This window comes from Catellatospora sp. TT07R-123 (assembly GCF_018327705.1).
Taxonomy (GTDB): domain Bacteria; phylum Actinomycetota; class Actinomycetes; order Mycobacteriales; family Micromonosporaceae; genus Catellatospora.
The window spans coordinates 155,193-174,995 of the sequence record NZ_BNEM01000001.1; the positions used below are offsets into that span (position 1 = coordinate 155,193).

The following is a 19,803-nucleotide window of genomic DNA, read 5'->3' on the forward strand; positions in this document are numbered from 1 at the left end:
TTGACCTCCGCAGACAGCGCTCACGAGCCGCGGACCCCGACCTTCCCGATCTACGACGTGGACGGGCCGGCCGACGTGGACATCGACGCGGTCGACCAGGAGCTGGCCGCACTGCGGGCGGCGCTGCGGGCGGGAGGACCCGGCCAGGACGAGCGGCTGTACACCCTCGGTGAGCTGCTCTGGCTGCGGTTCCGGCACACGTCCGACCCGGCCGATCTGGACGCGGCCACCGACGCCTGGCAGCGGGCGGTCTCCGCCACGCCCGACGGCGACCCCGTGCTCGGTCTGCGCCTCGAACGGCTGGGCCACGCACTGCTGACGCGGTTCGGGCACAGCGGCGACCGCCGCGACGTGGAAGGACTCGTGGCCACGTCGCTGACGGCACTGCCCGCCCTGCCGGAGGACGCCGTCCGGGGGGCGGTGCTGGGCACCCTGTGCATGGCCCTGTGCGAGCGGTTCGCCTGGACCCAGGACGGCGCCGACCTCGACGCGGCGGTCGAGGCGGGCCGTGAGGCCGTCCGGCTGCTGTCCGACGACGACGTCCTGCCGACGGCGCGCAATTCCCTCGGCCTGGCCCTGCGCGCCCGGTTCCTCGTCCGGGCCGATCCGGCCGACGTCGACGAGGCGCTGGCCTGCCTCGGGCCGGCGGTGGCGGCCGCGGCGCCCGACGGCCTGACCCACGCGCTGCTCACCGGAAGCCTGGTGACGCTGCTGCTCCTGCGGTGGGGGCTGACCGGGGACATGACGCACCTGGACCGGGCCGTCACCGCGGCACGCGGCGTGGTGGCCGCGGGCGCCGGGCAGGACGAGAACCGGGTGATGGCGCTGACCAACCTCGCGTTCCTGCTCGTGTCACGGTACGAGCAGACGGCCCTGGCGGCCGATCTGGACGACGCGGTGAGCGCCGCCGAACAGGCCGCCGCTGTCGACCTCGCCGACGGCGCGCAGCGGGCGGGCGCGTTGCAGAGCCTCAGCAGCGCCCTGTTCCTGCGGTTCAACCGCGAGGGCGCCAGCACCGACCTGGACGGCGCGGTCGACGCCGGGTTCCGGTCGCTGGAGGCCGCCGCGGAGGACAGCCCGGACCTGCCCACGATCCTGGCGAACCTGAGCGCCGTGCTGTTGCACCGCTACGAGCACCTCGGTCACCTGGGCGAGCTCAACGACGCCGTCATCCTGTGCGCCAATGCCATCGACCGCCTGCCCGTCGCGCATCCGGACCGCCCCCGCTGCCTCCACATCATCAGCCAGGCGCTGTCGGCCCGGTTCGACGCACTGCGGCACAGCGCCGACGCGACCGCGGCCGTCGACACGGCCCGCGAGGCCGTCACCACCTCCGCGCCGGGCTCGCCGCACGAGGCCGCGTACCTGTTCAGCCTGGGCAGGGCGCTGCTGACCTCCTATGACGACAGCAGCGACGCGGCCGAACTCGACGCCGCGCTCCAGGTCTACGAGCAGATCGACGCACTGACACCGGCCGGGCACCCGGACCGCCCGGGACGGCTGGACATGCACGCCGAGGCGCTGACCCGGCGCTTCGGCCTGGCCCGGGATCCGGCCGACCTGCGAGCCGCGATCGAGCTGCGGCAGGCGGCGGCGGCCGCCAGCCCGCACGACCATCCGGAGCGGGCCCTGCTGCTCACCAACTACGGTTTCAACCTGGAGCAGCTGTTCCGGCACGCCGGTGATCCCGACGACCTGCGGGCCGCCATGCAGGCGTGGTCTCAGGCGGCGCGGATGCCCGCGGCAGCCGCGAACATGCGGTTCCAGGCCACGAAGGCGCTGGCGGACGCCGTGGCCGAACTCGACGGCCCCGCGCGGGCGGTGGCGCACTACGAGGCCGCGGTGGGGCTGGTCCGGCAGGTGGCCTGGCACGGCCTGCCCGAAGCCGACCGGCGGGTGCTGCTGGAACGGCACGCGCCCACGGTGGCCCGGTCGGCGGCGGCCAGCGCGGTCGCGGCCGGCGACCCGGAGCTGGCCGTACGCCTGCTCGAACTGGGCCGCGGCGTGCTGTGGGCGCAGCGGTTGCAGCTGCGCGACCCGCTCGCCGGCCTGGAGGAGACCCACCCGGACCTGGCCGCCCGGATGGCCGCGTGCCGCCGGGAGCTGGACCGGATGTCGCTCGACCAGCTGCCCTACGACATCTTCTTCGACCCGCCGCCCGGCTGACGGCTGTCGCGCGGACCGCCGTCCAGGCTGTCGGCCTGGGCGTGCAGCGCGACGGCGGCCCTGGCCCGCCCCCCGGCCGCGGCCGCGTACGCCAGCCCCCGCAGCGCCCGTGCCTGCTCGGAGCTGCTGCTCGCCGCCCTGGCCCGGAACAGGGCCCGGCGGTGGGCGTCGGCCGCCGCCCGCGTGTCGCGGGTGGTCCGCGCGACCTCGCCCAGGCAGTTCAGCGCCATCGCCTCGTCGAAGTGCAGTCCCAGGCCGTCCAGCAGCTCCAGGCACTGCTCCAGGTGCTCGGCTGCCGCACCGGTGTGCCCCAGGCCCAGCTCGGCCAGCGCCATCGTCCGCAGGGTGATCGCCCCGTTGCGGCGCACGCCCCGCTCGGCGTAGAACGCCATCGCGGTCCGGGCCAGGTCGACCGCCTGCTGGAACCGGCCCCGGCGGTAGGCCGTCCAGGCGAGGTGCCCGATCGTGCCGGCGGTGCCGAAGCCGTCGCCGAGTTCGTCGAAGCACGACAGCGCCTCGGTGTACGCCTGGTCGGCCCGGTCCAGCTGACCGTTCATCGCATAGCCGAGCCCGAGGTTGTTCAGCGTGACCGCGACGGCCCACCGGTCGCCGCAGCCGCGTGCCGACGCCAGCGCCGGTTCGTGGATCCGGATCCACGCCTGCCAGGAGCAGGTGCGGAAGAGGTGGTCGCGCAGCGCGTACGCGAGCCGCCAGGCCGCGTCGTCCAGCCCGCCGGCGGCGGCCAGTTCGCACAGGCGCACCAGCGTCGCCAGTTCCGCCTCGAACCACGCTGCGGCGGCGGCCGCGTCGGCGAACCGGGGCGGTCCGGGCGCCGGGTCGGGCCGCACCTGCGGCTCGCGGTGGCGGGCCGGGGTCACGGCGAGGTCGGCGAGCTGGGCCCGGTGCAGGCAGCCGAGCACCAGGCGCCGCAGCGCGGCGGCGGAGTCGTGGTCGGGCAGCCCGGTGCGGCGCATCATGTCCGCGATCGGGCGGACCAGGTCGTGGAAGGCGTAGCGGCCCGCCGACACCTGCCGCAGCAGGCTGGTGCCGACCAGGCCGTCGAGCAGCGTCGCGGCCGTGGCCGGGTCGACGTCGCCGACGAGCGCGGCGGTCTCGTGGTCGAAGCCGCTGCCGGGGTGGACGGACAGCAGCGCGAACAGCCGCGCCTGCGCGGGCGGCAGCGCGGTGCAGGCGGCGGTGAACGTGCGGGTGATGCTGCGTTCGCCGTCGTCGAGGACGGCCAGTCGGTCGGTGTCGTGCTCCAGCTGGCGGGCCAGTTCGTGCACGGACAGATACGCCGAGCCGCGCAGCCGCGCGGCGGCGATCCGGATGCTCAGCGGCAGCCGTCCACACAGGTCGGTGATCCGGTCGACGATCTCGTCCGGCGCCGGGGCGGTCTCGTCGCCGCCGTGCGCGATCCGGGTGAACAGGGTCCGGGCGGCCGCCGGGCTGAGCTCGCCGAGGGCGACGTGGTGCGCCTCGTCGAGGGCGTCGAGGCGGCGCCGGCTGGTGACCAGCACGTCGCAGGCGCCCCCCGGCGGGAGCAGGTTCGCGACCTGCGCGGCGTCACCGGGCCGGTCGAGCACCAGCAGCATCCGGCGGTCCCGCATGACCTGCCGGTACAGCGCCGCGCGCTCGTGGTCGTCGGGCGGGATGACGTCGGCGGGCACCCCGAGGCGCCGTAGGACCCGGTGGGCGGGGTCGGCGGGTTCGGCGGTGCGGACGCCGTCGTACAGGTCCACGAACAGGCACCCGTCGGGATACCGGTCGAGCAGGCTGTTGGCGGTCTGCGTCACCAGTTCGGTCTTCCCGACGCCCGGCATGCCCCAGACGACCACGACGCGGGCGCCGGCCGCGGTGCCCGCCAGCAATGCGCGCAGGGCCGCGGTGTCCTGCTCACGGCCGACGAACAGCTGCGCGGTGGTGGGCAGGTCCACCGGCCGGACGGCCGGCTGCCAGCCGGTGCCGGGCCGTCGCGGGCGGCGGACCAGCGCCGCCAGCGTGCCGGCGGCGTCGAAGACCTCGTCGCAGGCGCGCGCCAGGTGCTCGTTGGGCCGGACCTGCCCGGTCTCGATCTTGCTGAGATGTCCCTTGCTGTAGTGGACCCGCGCGGCGAGCGCGGCCAGCGACATGCCGCGGGCGGCGCGCAGCCGGCGCAGTTCGGCGCCGAAGGAGCCGCCGGACTTCTCGGCCGGGACGCCGTGCTGAGGAGGACCGTCCATACCCCTGTTCCTGTGGCCGAGCGATCCTCAGACCCGATGGCCCGCAAGGGGCCGGTGCCGGGGTCGAGGCGACGGCCGCCGTTTCACGCCGGTGGGAAACATGCAACCACTTCCCTGTCTATCGGATCGCCCGGCAATGTCGACAGAGCATTCCAGATGCACGGCGGCGCGGGACGGCCACTGTGCGCCGGTCGAACGGACAAAGTCAGGGGAATCGTGAGCGAGCACTCGTCCAACCACACTCTGACCGGCATCCCCGCGCCTCGGCGGAGGTTCCGGTTCCGGCTGCTGTCCGGCATCGTGAGCCTGGCGGTGCTGGTCGCGGCAGGGCTGGTCGCCTTCCTGTACTTCCAGCCCGGTGAGCCGGACACCGACCGCAGCGCCCCGGTGGTGCTCAGGTCCATCACGGACCTCAGCCGGTACGAGGCGGCGAAGGGCAACTTCGAGGTCGTGGTCGACCTGGAGACGTCGACGGGCGGGTTCTGGGGCTGGCTCAAGGGCAGGCGGGTCCTGTTCGTGGCGGTCGGCTCCGTCGACGCCTACGTCGACTTCCAGGCGATCTCGGCGGGTGCGATCGACGTGTCGTCCGACCGCCGGAGCGTGACGATCACGCTGCCCGAGCCGCAGCTGGAGGAGCCGGCGCTCGACCACGAGAAGAGCCACGTCGCCGAGGAGGACCGGGATCTGCTCCCCTACCTCCGCGACATCTTCAGCCGGGACAACGAGACGGTCGACCGGGCCTACAAGGAGGGCAGCCGGAAGATCGCCGAGGCCGCCGAGCAGGCCGGGCTGAAGAAGGTGGCGGAGGACAACACCCGCCGCATGCTCACCGACATGATGACCGCCCTCGGCTTCACGAACGTCAAGATCAATTTTGAGTCGTCGGGCGACTGACCCCACCTCCGCCGGGACCGTGGCCGGCTGGGGATACAACCCCAACGGCGTGCACGACGTGCCGGGCTCGCTCACCGGGGAGACGGTGACCGCGATCGCGGCCGGCCAGTACCACAGCGTCGCGATCGTCGCGCCCGGCACCCCGTGACGCGCCAGGACCGGGGTGCCCGGCCGCCCAACCTCTGCCGGGCGGCCGGGCACCCCGCCTGAGGTCCGAAAAGGAGTGCCGGTCAGGCGCGCCGAGTGACCGGTGACGATCTCGGGTACGCTCGCAGCGTGGATCTCGGGCAGAGGGTTCGCCTGCTGCGCCAGCAGGCCGGACTCACCCAGCCCGAGCTCGCCGAGCGGGCCGGGCTCAGCATCCGCGCCGTGCGCGACATCGAGTCCGGCCGGGTCGACCGGCCCCGCGCGGCCACGATCGGACAGCTGGCCACCGCGCTCGGCGTCGCCGGGTCCGAGCTGGCCGAACCGCACCCGGCCGGGCGGGTCGAGCAGCCCGGAGTCCACATCGCCGTCCTGGGCCCGCTGGAGGTCCGGCGCGACGGCCGGCCGGTCGCGATCGGCTCGCCGGTGCAGCGGACGCTGCTGGGACTGCTGGCGCTGCACGCCGGTGAGCCGGTGGGCCGCGATCAGATCGTCGACGTCCTGTGGGGCGAGGAACCGCCGCGCACCTGCGTGACGCAGCTACAGGTGGCGGTCGGCCGGTTGCGGGACCTGTTCGAGCCGCGCCGGGGCACCGCACCCGGCACCGTGATCGGTTCGGTGCTCGGCGGCTACCTGCTGACGTGCGGGGTGGACGCGCACCGGTTCGCGCGGCTGGCCGCCGACGGCCTGCTGGAGCAGGCGCTGGACCTGTGGCGCGGTCCCGTGCTGGCGGGCGCGGCATACCGGCTGCGCGGGCATCCGGCGGCGGTCCGGCTGGCCCAGCAGCGCATCGACACGACGCTGCGCTACGCCGAGCAGGCCCCCCGGGACGCGCTGGCCCGGCTGCGGTCGCTGGCCGCCGACGAGCCCCTGCACGAGGCGCTGCACGCGCGGCTCATGCTGGCCCAGGCCGCCGCCGGTGACCGCGCGGGCGCCCTGTCCGGCTATGCCGAGCTGGCCAAGCGGCTGGCCGAGGATCTCGGGATCGAACCGTCGGAGCAGCTCCAGCGCATCCACCTGTCGCTGCTGGACGCGGGGCCCGCGCCCGCCGCGGGCGCGGTGCGCCCCGCGCAGCTGCCCGCCGACGTGCCCCGGTTCGCCGGGCGCGAGGAGCTGCTGGAGCTGCTCGACGGGCTGCTGCCGGACAGCCGGGTCGTGGCGCTGTCCGGCACGGCCGGGGTCGGCAAGACGGCGCTGGCCGTGCACTGGGCGTACCGGGTGGCCGACCGGTTCCCCGACGGGCAGCTGTACGTGAACCTGCGCGGCTTCACTCCCGGCGCCGCGCCCGTGGAGCCCGCCGACGCGCTGCGCGGCATGCTGGAGTCGCTGGGCGCCGCCGACGGGCTCCCGCACGATGTGGACGGCCGCTCGGCGCTGCTGCGCTCGCTGGTGTCCGGGCGGCGGCTGCTGATCGTGCTCGACGACGCCCTCGACGCCGGCCAGGTGCGCCCGCTGCTGCCCGGGGCGCCCGGCTGCCTGGTCGTGGTGACCAGCCGACGCCAGCTCACCGAGCTGGTCGCCGGGGTCGGCGCCGATCCGGTGCCGCTGGACCCGCTCAGCGACGACGAGGCCTGGCGGCTGCTGGCCGCGCGGCTGGGCCCGCAGCGGGTCGCCCGGGAGTCGGCCGCGGTGGCCGACCTGATCGGACTGACCGCCCGGCTGCCGCTGACGCTGACGCTGGTCGCCGCGCAGGCGGTGCTGCGGCCGGGGCTGAGCCTGGCGGCGCTGGGGACCGAGCTGCGGGAGGCGGGCGGTCTCGACGGGTTCACCGGCACCGACATCCGGGCCGTCTTCACGTCGTCGTACCGGCTGCTCGCCCCGGCGGCGGCCGAGATGTTCCGGCTGCTCGGCCTGCACGCCGGGCCGGACATCGGGGTGGTGGCGGCGGCCAGCCTGGCCGCAGTGCCGGTCGCGCGGGCGCGGCGGCTGCTGGCGGACCTGGCCGGGGCGCATCTGGTCACCGAGCCGCGGCCGGGCCGCTACGGGCTGCACGACCTGCTGCGCGCCTACGCCGTCGAGCTCGCCGGGGACGAGCCCGAGGCCCGGCGGCGGCTGTACGACCACTACGTGCGCACGTGCGACGCGGGCGCGATGCTGCTGAACCCGTACCGCGCCCCGGTGGTGCCGCCGGCACCGGTGCCCGGCGCGGTCGCGGTCGAGCTCGGTGGCGCCGAGGCCGCGATGACATGGTTCCAGGAGGAGCACGCGGCGCTGGTCGCGACCGTGGACGCCACCGCCGCCACGGGTTTCCCGGAGTACACGGCCGCGCTGGCGGGGGCGTTGACGACGTTCTTCGACCGGCGGGGGCACTGGTCGGACTGGGCGCGCACCCAGCACGCCGCGGTCGAGGCCGCGCGCGGGGCCGGTGACCGGGTCGGGCAGGCGCACGCACACCGGCGGCTGGCTCGGGCGTACACCCGGATGTCGCGCAACGACGACGCGCAGGCGCACCTGACCGCGGCGCTGGACCTGTTCGCGGCGCTGGACGACGGATTCGGGCTGGCCAACTCCTATCTGGACCTGGCCGCGCTGATGGAGAACCAGTCCCGGTACCCCGAGGCGCTCGACTACGCCACCCGGGCACTGGGGATCGCCCCGGACAAGCCTTCGCGGGCCAACGCGCACAACTCGATCGGCTGGTACCTGGGGCAGCTCGGGCGGCGGCGGGAGGCGTTCACCCATTGCGAGCAGGCGCTGCATCTGCTGCAGGAGCTCGGCAACCGCGACGGTGAGGCGCACGCCTGGGACAGCGTCGGGTTCGCCTACCAGCAGCTGGACGAGCCGCGCCTGGCCGGGCAGTGCTTCGAGCGGGCGCTGGCGCTCTTCCGGGAGCTGGGCGACCGCTACTACGAGGCGATCGTGCTGACCCACCTGGGTTCGGTGTCCGGTGACCGGTCGGCGTACGCGGCGGCACTGGCGATCCTGGAGGACCTGGGCCATCCGGGCGCCGACGAGGTCCGGGTGATGCTGGAAGCGGCGCCGGCACAGGGCTGACACCGCTCCCACCCCCGATAACTGCTGCTGCCGCCGCGGCTCCCCTCTGACCGGGTCGGCACATAGGACGCTACCGCCGCCCGGCAGGCGGTTCGCTAACCGCGCGCGGCGGCGCCGAACGGCCGGTGAGCTGCGCACGGCCGCCGGACCGGCAGATCCGGGCGGCAGATCGTCGGCAGGGCGTTCAGGAATGTCCGGTCGGATGATCTTCATCAGGCCGTTTTCCCGTAAAGTCGCCGCGTCCACTACGGGGAGGTCATTCATGGCGCGTCGACGCCTGCTCATCAGCTGTGCCACCGTTCTGCTGGCCGCCGGTTGCTCGGCGCCGCTGCCGAAGGGCGCCGACGGCGACCTGGGCAACAACTGGCCGGCGGTCGCCGCGCCGAAGCCGTACGAGCCGAAGGTCGGCACCTGCCTCGACGTCAGCGGCGACCTCGACGCCGCCGCCAAGGACCGCCTCCAGGACGAGGCGGTCAGCTGCACCGAGCGCCACGACGTGCAGGTCGCGGGCGCCGGCACCCTCGGGCCGGACGGGGCGACCAACGAGGAGCTGACCAAGGACTACCGCGAGTGCGACAAGATGGCCAGGGCGTTCCTGCACGAGGACTGGCGCAACGGCCGCCTGGAGATCCGGGTCGTGCACGCGAAGACGGCCAAGGAGGCCGACGGCGCCCGCTGGTGGGAGTGCGTCCTGGTCCCGCAGACCGGCGGTGACTACGGCTCGGCGACCCCCACCACGCTGGACCTCGCCGGCGGCATCCCGAAGGACCTGCGGCTGGGCTGCCAGACGGTGAAGGCGACCACCTCGGAGATCACGGACACCACCGAGGTCGACTGCGCCAAGCCGCACCACGCCGAGTACGCCGGAGCGATCGTCTTCCCGGTCGGCACCCGCTTCCCGGAGTCCGACGCCAGCTGGCGGGTCATCCACAACGGGTGCCGGACCCTGGTCGCCAAGTACGTCGGGACGGCCGAGTCGAAGGTGTGGTTCTACAGCTCCCCGATGCGCAACAAGGACGCCTGGTCGGGGCTGCGCGACGTGCGCTGCTACGTCTACACGTACCCCAAGACCACGACCGGTTCGGCCAAGGGCAGGCACGGCAAGGGCATGCCCTGGTAGGACCGGCCTCTCGCCCGGTCCCGAACCACCACCTCGACATCGGATCGCCCGCAGGGCCGCGCCGTCGGCGCGGCCCTGCGGCGTTCACATTTCCATCAAAATTCATAAATAAATCAGTCGTTGCCGGAGGAATCCCCTGGTTGTACGGTCGCCCGTGCGGTGGCGCCGGGTCGCCGCGGAGAGGGGCCGACCGCCATGACCGAACCGAGGATCGACCGGCGCGCCGTCCTGCGCGGGCTCGGCGCCGCCGGGCTGGGTGCCGCCGCGGGCTGGGCCGCCGGGACCGGCCCCGCCGCGGCGGCGGCACCGCCCAACGTCGTCGTCGTCCTCATCGACGACCTGGCCCGGCGCGAGCTGGGCTGCTACGGCAACACCTTCAACGAGACGCCGCACATGGACCGGCTGGCCGCCGACGGCACCCGCTTCACCAACGGGTACGCCGCCGCACCGGTCTGCTCGCCGACCCGGGCCAGCATCATGACCGGCCAGTACCCGGCCCGGGTGGGCATCACCGAGTTCCTCGGGCCCTCCGGCGACGACTTCCTGCCGACCAGCTTCCAGACCCTGCCCGAGACGCTGCGCGGGGCCGGCTACCGCACCTGCCTGATCGGCAAGTGGCACCTGTCGGAGACGTACACCGGCGATGTCCGCAGCAGGCCGGGCAACCCGTGGTCGCACGGGTTCACCGACGTCATCGCCTCGGAGCAGAAGTACATCGCCGACGGCGACTACTTCTACCCGTACTTCATGCTGCCGGACCTGCCGCAGCGCAAGACCGACGAGTACCTGACCGACCGGCTCAACCTGGAGGCGGTCGACTTCATCACCGCCGCCCACCAGCAGGGCGTGCCGTTCTTCCTGTATCTCGCGCACTACGCGACGCACGCGGCTTTGGCCGCCCCGCAGGCGCTGGTCGACAAGTACGCGGCCAAGCCGGGCGCCGGTCAGCCGGGCCGCAACGCGGTGCTCGCCGCGATGCTGGAGGTGATCGACGACGGCGTCGGCGCGATCCGGGCGAAGCTGGCGCAGCTCGGCATCGCCGACAACACCGTGATCCTGCTGCTGTCGGACAACGGCGGCGACGGCGCGGTGGCGCCGAGCACGCCGCTGCGCGGCGCCAAGGCCACGCTGTACGAGGGCGGCGTGCGCGTGCCGATGCTCGCCTACCACCCGGCCGGGCCGACCGGGCGCGTCGTTGACACCCCGTTCAGCACGGTCGACTTCATGCCGACGCTGCTGGACACGACCGGCACCGCCCGGCCGGCGGGTGTCCGGCTGGACGGGGTCAGCTTCGCGGGCCTGCTCACCGGCGGCGCGGCACCGGCGCGCGGCGACCTGTTCTGGGTGTACCCGCACTGGCACAACCCGGGCGCCCCGACGGCCTCGGTCCGCCGCGGGCAGTACAAGCTGCTGCGGTACCTGCACGACAACCGTACGGAGCTGTACGACCTGGTGGCCGATCCCGGCGAGGCGACGAACCTGGCCGCGAGCCTGCCCGCCAAGGTGCAGGAACTTCAGGCAGCCCTGGACGCGCACCTGCGCGACGTCGACTTCTTCCCGCCGGAGCCGTCCCCGGCCAACCTGCCGACGCTCGTGCTGGAACAGGAGTTCGACAGCGGGCTGGGCGGGTTCACCGTGCTGGCCCCGGGGCCGGAGCAGCGGGCGGGCACGGTCCAGGCGGCGGGCGGGCTGCTGACCGTCGCGGCCGACGGGGCACCCGCGTTCGCGCTGCTGCGCTCCACCGTGGCGGCGACGCACACCGACGTCGCGGCGATCGTCAGCCAGCGCACGTACGCCAACGCGGCCACCACCGAGCAGGACACCCTGTTCACCGGGCTGATCAAGGATGCGAACGACTACTTCCTGGTCTGGTACAACCACCGGCTCAAGCGGACCGGCTGGGACGTACGCGTCGGCGGAACGCTGACCGGCAACCGCGTCACCCAGCTGGACTCGCAGATCAACTATCCGGGCCCGAACGCCCGCCTCGCCTGCCAGCTGCACGACGACCAGCTCACCGCGTACGCCATCGCCAACGGCGGCGCCTGGCAGTACCTGTTCACCGCCGACGTGGGCCGCTACGCGCGGCTGGACGACCCGGCGGTGCGCGGCCAGTACAAATACGGCTTCGGCGTCCGCCTCGACGGCGGCACGATCGCCGTGGAGCGCTTCGCCGTGCGCCGCCGCTGACCCGGCGTCCGGCGAAGGCGCGGCCGCCGCCCCGCGCGGGGGCGGGACGGCGGCCGCGATGCTCACAGACCGGTCACGGCGTACGTCCGCAGGTAGTCGAACACCGCCGTGGCGCCTGCCTTGTTCATCGAGACGAGCCCGATGCGCACCGGGCCGGTCCGGGGCAGCGACCAGGTGCCGCCCCAGGTCCAGCTGGTCCCGTTGGTACTCGACGCCATCCGCACGTCGTGCTCCCCCGCGGCCGCGTCGTAGTGGTAGAGCAGCCGAAGCCACAGCGTGCCCGTGGCCGGGCCGCCGAACATCGGCCGGTTGACCACCGCCTGCGGCGGGGTGGTCGTGGGGCGCGGCCCCTCCTTGGCGAACTCGGTCACGTGCAGCAGTGCCCCGCCGCCCTGGCTGAGCGGCAGCACCGAGTGGGCGAGCTTGAAGTAGCGGTCGTCGCCCTCGTACAGCACCAACCCGGCCTGCTGATTGCCCGCAGAGCCGTTGAACTGGAGCTTCGTCTCGACCACGAAGTCGCCCGAGGGCGCGTCGCGCAGCAGCACCGAGGCGGTGTTGGTGCCCTCGAACAGCTCCGCCGCCTGCGTCGGCCAGGTCAGCGCCCCGCCGGACTCGGTGGCGCCCGCCGCCGGTCCGCGCACCCAGCTCCAGGCCGGATCGGCGGCCTGCGGCGCCCCCGACCCGCTGAACTCGTCGCTGTACGCGCTGAGCAGCCCGCCCAGCACCGGTTGCGGCACGGTCGCGGTGACCGGCTGGTACAGCGGCGCGGCACCGAGGTTGTCGGCGGCGCTGACCCCACCGGAGGACACCGCGCCGATGCGCCCGGTGCCCGGCGACCCGGCGGGCAGCGTGATCGTCACCGTGGACACGGCCGTACGCAGCCGGTCGGGCGTCACCCAGGCCACCAGCGTGCTGCCGCGCCGCTCCACGGCCAGGTTGTGCCACGAGTCGTGGTCGAACGTGGCGGGCAGCGCGCTGGACAGGGAGGTGACCGCACCGGCCACCCGGGCCTCGACGATCAGCTTCTGCTGGGCGCGGTTGATCCAGGCGACGACGTTGTTGTTCGCGTCGGCGTAGCTGACGACCAGGCCGACCGCGCCGGAGGTGTTGGCCGTGCCGAGCCGCAGATCGGCCTCGATGCGCAGGTCACCACTGACCGACGCATCGCTGAGCTGGTACGCCGTGCCGGTGCCCGCGTACGACAGGTAGCCGTGCGCGTCGGTCTCGCTGGCCAGGCTCCACCCGCCGCTCCAGCCCGACAGGGACCCGGCGTTGAAGCCGCTGCCCACGGTCCAGGTGGTGACCGGGGCGGGCTGCGCCCCGGTGGACGGACCGGCACCGGCGCGGACCACGGGCCAGCCGTTGATCCAGTCGAGCCGGTCGATCATGAGCGGGCGGCGGCTGAGGTTGTTCATGGTGCCGCCCCACGGGTTGGTGACCGGCGGGAAGTCCGGGTTCGCCGCCGGGATCGCGTGGTAGACCAGCCAGTCCTGGCCGGACAGGTCGGTGGCGATGGAGTTGTGGCCGGGGCCGACGAACCCGTTGCCGCTCGCGGCCACGACGATGCCGTCCTTGCTGGTCAGGTCCATCAGGTTGAGGCCGCTGGGGGTGGTGAACGGCCCGAGCGGGCTGCTCGCCCGGCCGACCTTCACCGTGTAGCCGCTGAACGCGCCCTCGCAGCAGCCCGCATCGGAGTAGAACAGGTAGTACATGCCGTCGCGGCGGACCACGAACCCGCCCTCCATCCGACGGCCCCGCGCCACCTGGGTGACCGCGCCGGTCAGCGCGGTGCCCGCGGTGTTGAGCCGGGACACGCAGATGGTGTCGTAGCTGCCCCAGTACAGGTAGCGGTCGCCGTTGATGTCGGTGTACATCGCCTGGTCGATGGTGCCGCTCGGGCAGCCGCCGGCGCCGCCGGTCACGATCAGGCCGCGGTCGGTCCACGGGCCGGTCGGGGTCGGGGCGGTGGCCAGGGCGATGCCGCCGCCGGACAGCGAGTAGGTCAGGTGGTAGCTGCCGTCGACGTAGCGGATGTCGGGCGCCCACGGCCTGGTGCCGCCGGGCCACCAGCCCGGCCGCCCGGCGAAGGTGAACACGTCCCCGGCGTAGCTCCAGGTCACCATGTCCGGCGAGGTCAGCACCGGCAGGATGTGCTCGACCGAGTCGCCCGCGAGCAGGCGGACCGGGTTGGTGGTGCCGTAGGCGTACCAGGTGCCGTCCTTGCCGCGGATCATCGCGGGGTCGGGCAGGCTGTCGACGACCCCGGCGCTGACCGGGTTGGTGTAGGTGGCCGCCGCCAGGGCGGCGGCCTCGGCCCGCGCCGGGGCGGGGACACTGGTCGCGGTCGCGAGCAGGACCAGCGCACCGAGGACCGCGCCCACCGCGCTGGTCCGTCGGGACGGGATGGTGCGCACCGCATGCCTCCTCTGTCAGCACGCCGCGAGCGCGGCGCTCGTGGCGCCGACAGTAGGTTTCCGGCATTCTGCCCGCGAGGGTGTGTCGGAATGAAGTTGCCCGGCGCTCGCGCGGGCCGCCGCCACCGGGGCGGATTCCCTGGTGGCCGTCCACTTGCTGCGAACGTGCGGGGGCGACAACAGAGGATCTTGCCGGGTTGTGAACATTGTTGGAAGGGTCCGATGAAATGATCGCCGAATTCTGCCGGAGCGTTGACGGAAAAATCCGGCGCTCATAACTTCGGGCCATGCCACCCGCCAGCGCCGCGCACACGCTCGTACGCCGCTCCCATGAGGAGCGGGTGCTGCGGGTGCTCCAGCAGACCGGCGCACTGAGCCGCGGCGAGATAGCCGAGCGGGTCGGGCTGTCGCGCACCACCGTCTCCGACATCACCAGCGACCTGCTGGAACGCGGCGCGATCACGGTGGTCGACACCGACGCGGCGGACCGGACCGGCAGCGGCCGCCCGGCGGAGCTGCTCGCCCTGGACCCCGGCTCCGGCCAGTTCATGGGCGTCGACTTCGGACACCGCCGCGTGCACATCGCCGTGGCCGACGCCGCGCACGAGGTGATCGCGGCGGGCACCGCCCACTACCCGCAGGAGGCGCCGTGGGCGGAGCGCTGCGACGCCGCGCTGCGGCTGGTGGAGCGGCTCACCGCCGAGACCGGGGTGCACTACGGCGCGCTCCAGGCGATCGCGGTCGGGCTGCCGGGCTGGGGCAACCGGCTCAGCGCCGACAGCGTCGCCGCCACCTTCCGCGCCCGGTTCGGCGCCCCGGTGACCGTCGACAACCACGTCCGCTACGCCGGGCTGGCCGAGGCGGCGCGGTCCAGCACCGACACCGCGCAGAACCTCATCTACCTGCGGTTGTCCGACGGCGTCGGCGGCGGGCTGGTGGTCGGCGGACGGCTGGTGCGCGGCGCGGACGGCCACGCGGGCGAGTTCGGCCACGTCACCGTCGCAGGCGAGGCGGGGGCGCTGTGCCGGTGCGGCAAGCGCGGCTGCGTCGAGACCATCGCCTCGGTGCCGGCCGTCCTGGCCCGCTGCCGGGAACTGGGCGTGCCGCTGGAGAACCTGGACGACCTGCGCGCCGCCGTCGCGATCGCCCAGCCGACCGTCGAGCGGGTGCTGCGCGAGGCCGGCACGGCCGTCGGGCGGGTGCTCGGGGCGGCGGCGATGACGCTCAACCCCAGCGAGATCGTGCTCGGCGGCGAGATGGTGACCATCGCCCCGGCGCTGCTCCAGCAGGTCGCCTCGACCATCACGTACGAGCTGTCCTGGCTGCCCGACGCGGCTCCCGTGGTGCGCGCCTCGACGCTGGCCGACTCCGGCGGCGCCCTCGGCGCGATCACCGCCCTGTTCCACGACTCCCCCCTGCTGGCCAGCTACCCGCCGGCCGCCCCTGTCCGACCCCTCCCCGCCCCTCGGAGCTGACCGTGCACCCGACCTCGACGGACGGCGGCCGATGGCCGTCGTGACCACCACCCGCCTGCCCGCCGCGCCGCCGCGCCGCGACGGGCGGCCGCGCCGCAGACCCGTGCTGCTGCTGCTCAACGCGGCATCCGTGACCGCCGGGGTGGCGGGCTGGTGGGCCCTGGCCGAGGCGGGCCTGCAACTGCCCACCCCCGGTGCCGTGCTCGCGCAGGCGTGGACGATGCTGCGCGACGGCACCCTGGTCGACGACGCCGCCGCGAGCCTGGGCCGGGTGCTGGCCGGGTTCCTGCTCGGGTCGGCGGCCGCGGTCGTCGTCGGGTTCCTGATGGGCTGGTACACCGTGGCGCGCGGTCTGTTCGAGCCGTGGATCCAGTTCTTCCGCACCATCCCGCCGCTGGCGCTGCTGCCGCTGGTGCTGGTGCTGCTGGGCATCGACGAGACCCCGAAGGTGTTCGTCATCTTCCTGGCCGCGTTCCTGTCCTGCGTCATCTCCACCTACCAGGGCGTGGTCGGGGTGGACCGGACGCTGCTGGCGGCGGCACGGGTGCTCGGCGCCGGGGACGCCACGATCTTCGCCCGGGTGGTGGTGCCCGCGTCGGCGCCCTACATCCTGGTCGGGATGCGGGTCGGGCTGGGTTCGGCCTGGGGCACCCTGGTCGCGGCCGAGCTGCTGGCCGCGCAGGAGGGCCTGGGCCACCGGATGCAGAGCGCGCAGCTCTACTACGACCTGCCGACCATCTTCGTCGGCATCGTCACGATCGGCGTGCTGGGCCTGGCCATGGACCGGCTGCTCCAGCTCGCCGGCGCCCACGTCACCCGCTGGCAGGAGACCCGATGACCGCCGCGACCGCCCCGAAGATCTCGGTACGCGAGGTCAGCCGCGCCTACCGCGTCGGGCGCGAGGACTTCGCCGCCCTGGCCGCGGTGGACCTCGACATCGCCGACGGCGAGTTCGTCACCGTGGTCGGCCCGTCCGGCTGCGGCAAGAGCACCCTGCTCAACATCCTCGCCGGACTCGACCACCCGACCGGGGGCACCGCCCTGGTCGACGGCGCGCCGGTCCGCGGCCCCGGCCCGGAACGCGGCGTCATCTTCCAGCAGTACGCCCTGTTCCCGTGGCTGACCGTGCGCCGCAACGTCGAGTTCGGCCTGCGCACCGCCGGGGTCGGCAGCCGCGAGCGGCGTGAGCGGGCCGAGCACTTCATCCGCCTGGTCGGGCTGGAGCAGTTCGCCGACGCGCTGCCAAAGACGCTGTCCGGCGGCATGAAGCAGCGCTGCGCCATCGCGCGGGCGTACGCGGCGGACCCGTCGATCCTGCTGATGGACGAGCCGTTCGGGGCGCTGGACTCGCTGACCCGGGTCCGGTTGCAGGAGCAGCTGCTGGACACGTGGACCAGCGACCGGCGCACGGTCGTGTTCGTCACCCACGACGTCGACGAGGCGGTGTTCCTGGCCAACCGGGTCGTGGTGATGGCGGCCCGGCCGGGCCGGATCGTGCAGACCGTCGAGGTCGACCTGCCCTACCCCCGGACCGAGCAGATCAGGCTCAGTCCCGAGTTCGCCGTCCTGCGCAACCGCGTCTGGCAGGCCGTACACCACCAGTAGCCGCAGCGTCGCGGCCGGCACCACTCATCGAAACTGACAAGAGGACGATTCACCATGCCCATGAACAGGCGTTCCTTCGGTATCGCGGCGCTCGCCGCCTCGGTCGCGCTCGCCACGGCGGCCTGCGGCGGCGACGAGACCGGCGCCTACGGCGCCCCGCTGGCGAAGGTCAAGCTGGGTTACATCGGGGACTACAACGGCGCGAGCCTGCTGGCCATCGCCAACGAGAAGGGGCTGTGGAAAGCCCACGGGCTGGAGGCGGACGCGAAGGTCTTCACCAACGGGCCGTTGCAGATCCAGGCGATCGGCACCGGCGACCTGGAGTTCGGGTACATCGGGCCGGGTGCGATGTGGCTGCCCGCCTCCGGCAAGGCCAAGGTGGTCGCGATCAACACGCTCGGCAACGCCGACCGGGTCATCGCCCAGCCCGGCATCACCTCGCTGGAGGGCCTGCGCGGCAAGACCGTCGGTGTGCCCGAGGGCACCTCCGGCGACATGATCCTCACCCTGGCCCTGAAGAAGGCCGGGCTGACCAAGGCCGACGTCAAGATCGTGCCGATGGACGCGGCCACCATCGTGTCGGCGTTCTCCTCGAAGAAGATCGACGCGGCCGGGTTCTGGTACCCGGCCACGGCGGCCATCAAGAAGCAGGTGCCCGACCTGGTGGAACTCGCGAAGAACAGCGACTTCACCGACCAGGTGTCGTTCCCGACCGCGTTCGTGGCGGGCAACGACGTCGTGGCCAAGCAGCAGGACAAGACCAGCAAGGTGCTGGCGGTGCTGCGGGAGGCGATCACGTTCCGGATCGAGCACCCCGATCAGGCCGCCGAGTACACCGCGAAGCTGCTCAAGGTCAGCGTGGACCAGGTCAAGGCGGACGCGGCGAACTCGCAGGCGATCCCGCTGGCCGACCTGGACCGCTACACCGCCGACGGGACCATCGCCAAGTGGCTGACCGGCATGAACGAGTACTTCGTGGGCGCGGGCAAGCTGACCGGGGCGGTGGACCCGGCCACGTACTACACCGGTGACCTGTTCACGGCGGCCGGAAAGTGACGCAACGCCGCAACATCCTGTTCCTGATGACCGACCAGCACCGCGTCGACACGCTGGGCGCGTACGGCAGCCGGCTCGCGGGCACCCCGGTGCTCGACGAGCTGGCCCGTACGGGCACCCGGTTCGACCGCTGGTACACCCCGACGGCGATCTGCGCCCCGGCGCGCGCGAGCCTGCTCACCGGGCAGGCGCCGTTCCGGCACAAGCTGCTGGCCAACCACGAGCGCAACGTGGGCTACCAGGAGGATCTGCCCGCCGACCAGTTCACCTTCTCCCAGGCCCTGCGCGAGCACGGCTACCAGGTGGGGCTGGTCGGCAAGTGGCACGTGGGCCACCACCGGCGGGCCGCCGACTACGGCTTCGACGGACCGGACCTGCCGGGCTGGCACAATCCGGTGGACCATCCGGACTACCTGGCGTTCCTGGCCGAGCGCGGACTGCCGCCGTACGCCATCAGCGACCACGTGCGCGGCACGCTGCCCAACGGCGGGCCGGGCAACCTGCTGGCCGCGCGGCTGCACCAGCCGGTCGAGGCGACGTTCGAGCACTACCTGGCCACCCGCGCCATCGAGCAGCTGGAACGCTACGCCGCCGGGGAGAGCCCGTTCTTCCTCCAGGTGAACTTCTTCGGCCCGCACCTGCCGTACATCCTGCCCGACGAGTACTTCGACCTGGTCGATCCGGCCGAGGTGGAGCTGCCGCGCTCGATCGCGGAGACGTTCGCGGGCAAGCCGCCGGTGCAGCGGAACTACAGCGCGCACTGGACGTTCGACACGATGCCGATCGAGACCACGCGCAAGCTGATCGCCGTCTACCACGGGTACGTCGCGATGATCGACGCCGAGATCGGGCGGATCACCGCGGCGGTCGACCGGCTCGGGCTGCGCGAGGACACCGCCGTGTTCTTCACCTGCGACCACGGCGAATTCACCGGAGCGCACCGGCTGCACGACAAGGGCCCAGCGATGTACGAGGACATCTACCGCACCCCCGGCCTGCTGCGGGTGCCCGGCGCACCGGCGGGGGTGGTGCGCTCGGAGTTCGTCAGCCTGCTCGACTGCACCGCGACGATCCTGGACCTCGCCGGGATCGACCCGGCGGCCGCCGTCGACTCGCGCAGCCTGCTGCCGCTGACCGGGGGCGGGCCGGTGGCGTGGCAGGAGGACGTCGTGTGCGAGTTCCACGGCCACCATTTCCCGTATCCGCAGCGCATGCTGCGCACCGACCGGTACAAGCTGGTGATCAATCCGGACTCGGTCAATGAACTGTACGACCTGCACACCGACCCGGACGAGCTACTGAACCTGTACCCGCTGCCGGAGCTGGCCGAGGTCCGCGCGGCGCTGACCCGGCGGCTGTACCGCCTGCTGGTCGACCGGGGCGACAACTTCTACCACTGGATGACCTCGATGTACGACGTCGGCGACGTGACCCACGACCCGACCCTGAGCGGGCTCGACGACGCCAGCTACCGCACGGTCGGCTCCCCGGGGACGCCGCTGCCGTAGGACGCGGGCACCCGC

The 19,803-nt window shown here is 73.5% G+C and carries 13 protein-coding genes; 11 read left to right on the forward strand and 2 right to left on the reverse strand.

All coding sequences use genetic code 11. From position 1 onward, the window contains the following. On the forward strand, positions 1-2,166 hold the full coding sequence (locus tag Cs7R123_RS00675) for a hypothetical protein (RefSeq protein WP_212822581.1): 2,166 nt from the start codon (positions 1-3) through the stop codon (positions 2,164-2,166). On the opposite strand, the gene Cs7R123_RS00680 is transcribed toward Cs7R123_RS00675, so the two are convergent. After that, positions 2,133-4,388 (reverse strand): helix-turn-helix domain-containing protein, encoded by a 2,256-nt coding sequence (locus Cs7R123_RS00680; RefSeq protein WP_212822583.1) that lies wholly within the window; start codon positions 4,386-4,388, stop codon positions 2,133-2,135. The two genes, Cs7R123_RS00675 and Cs7R123_RS00680, sit on opposite strands and share 34 nt — an antisense overlap. 216 nt (positions 4,389-4,604) lie before the next feature. On the opposite strand from Cs7R123_RS00680, the gene Cs7R123_RS00685 reads away from it, so the two are divergent. The 5 genes from Cs7R123_RS00685 to Cs7R123_RS00700 all read left to right on the forward strand — a co-directional run bounded on the left by Cs7R123_RS00685 (position 4,605) and on the right by Cs7R123_RS00700 (position 11,730). Continuing rightward, complete coding sequence (locus tag Cs7R123_RS00685) at positions 4,605-5,282, forward strand: DUF4230 domain-containing protein (RefSeq protein ID WP_212822585.1); 678 nt, start codon at positions 4,605-4,607, stop codon at positions 5,280-5,282. A 19-nt stretch (positions 5,283-5,301) separates the two neighbouring features. After that, positions 5,302-5,430, forward strand: coding sequence for a hypothetical protein (locus Cs7R123_RS40620; protein ID WP_280517264.1), 129 nt, complete (start codon positions 5,302-5,304; stop codon positions 5,428-5,430). A gap of 128 nt (positions 5,431-5,558) precedes the next feature. After that, positions 5,559-8,420, forward strand: coding sequence for a BTAD domain-containing putative transcriptional regulator (locus tag Cs7R123_RS00690; RefSeq protein ID WP_212822587.1), 2,862 nt, complete (start codon positions 5,559-5,561; stop codon positions 8,418-8,420). A 262-nt stretch (positions 8,421-8,682) separates the two neighbouring features. Further along, positions 8,683-9,540 (forward strand): septum formation family protein, encoded by an 858-nt coding sequence (locus Cs7R123_RS00695; protein ID WP_212822588.1) that lies wholly within the window; start codon positions 8,683-8,685, stop codon positions 9,538-9,540. 195 nt (positions 9,541-9,735) lie between these two features. After that, positions 9,736-11,730, forward strand: a complete 1,995-nt coding sequence (locus Cs7R123_RS00700) for a sulfatase (protein ID WP_212822589.1) — start codon at positions 9,736-9,738, stop codon at positions 11,728-11,730. Between the two features lie 62 nt (positions 11,731-11,792). Here Cs7R123_RS00700 and Cs7R123_RS00705 read toward each other — a convergent pair whose 3' ends face one another. Further along, positions 11,793-14,144, reverse strand: coding sequence for a family 43 glycosylhydrolase (locus tag Cs7R123_RS00705; protein WP_212822590.1), 2,352 nt, complete (start codon positions 14,142-14,144; stop codon positions 11,793-11,795). Positions 14,145-14,431: 287 nt separating this feature from the next. Between Cs7R123_RS00705 and Cs7R123_RS00710 the strand changes: the two genes are divergently transcribed. The 5 genes from Cs7R123_RS00710 to Cs7R123_RS00730 are packed head-to-tail and all read left to right on the forward strand — an operon-like array spanning position 14,432 to position 19,788. Continuing rightward, the gene (locus Cs7R123_RS00710) at positions 14,432-15,619 is read left to right on the forward strand and encodes an ROK family transcriptional regulator (RefSeq protein WP_212822591.1); all 1,188 of its coding nucleotides are present in this window, start codon (positions 14,432-14,434) and stop codon (positions 15,617-15,619) included. 31 nt (positions 15,620-15,650) lie between these two features. Then, positions 15,651-16,457: an ABC transporter permease gene (locus tag Cs7R123_RS00715; RefSeq protein WP_212822592.1), complete on the forward strand. Its 807-nt coding sequence runs from the start codon at positions 15,651-15,653 to the stop codon at positions 16,455-16,457. Next, positions 16,454-17,224, forward strand: coding sequence for an ABC transporter ATP-binding protein (locus tag Cs7R123_RS00720; RefSeq protein ID WP_212822593.1), 771 nt, complete (start codon positions 16,454-16,456; stop codon positions 17,222-17,224). Before Cs7R123_RS00715 ends, Cs7R123_RS00720 begins: the two co-directional genes overlap by 4 nt. A 60-nt stretch (positions 17,225-17,284) precedes the next feature. Further along, positions 17,285-18,280: an aliphatic sulfonate ABC transporter substrate-binding protein gene (locus Cs7R123_RS00725; RefSeq protein ID WP_212822596.1), complete on the forward strand. Its 996-nt coding sequence runs from the start codon at positions 17,285-17,287 to the stop codon at positions 18,278-18,280. Then, positions 18,277-19,788, forward strand: coding sequence for a sulfatase-like hydrolase/transferase (locus Cs7R123_RS00730; protein ID WP_280517265.1), 1,512 nt, complete (start codon positions 18,277-18,279; stop codon positions 19,786-19,788). The genes Cs7R123_RS00725 and Cs7R123_RS00730 overlap by 4 nt, the downstream gene beginning before the upstream one ends. The last annotated feature ends 15 nt before the right edge of the window (positions 19,789-19,803 follow it).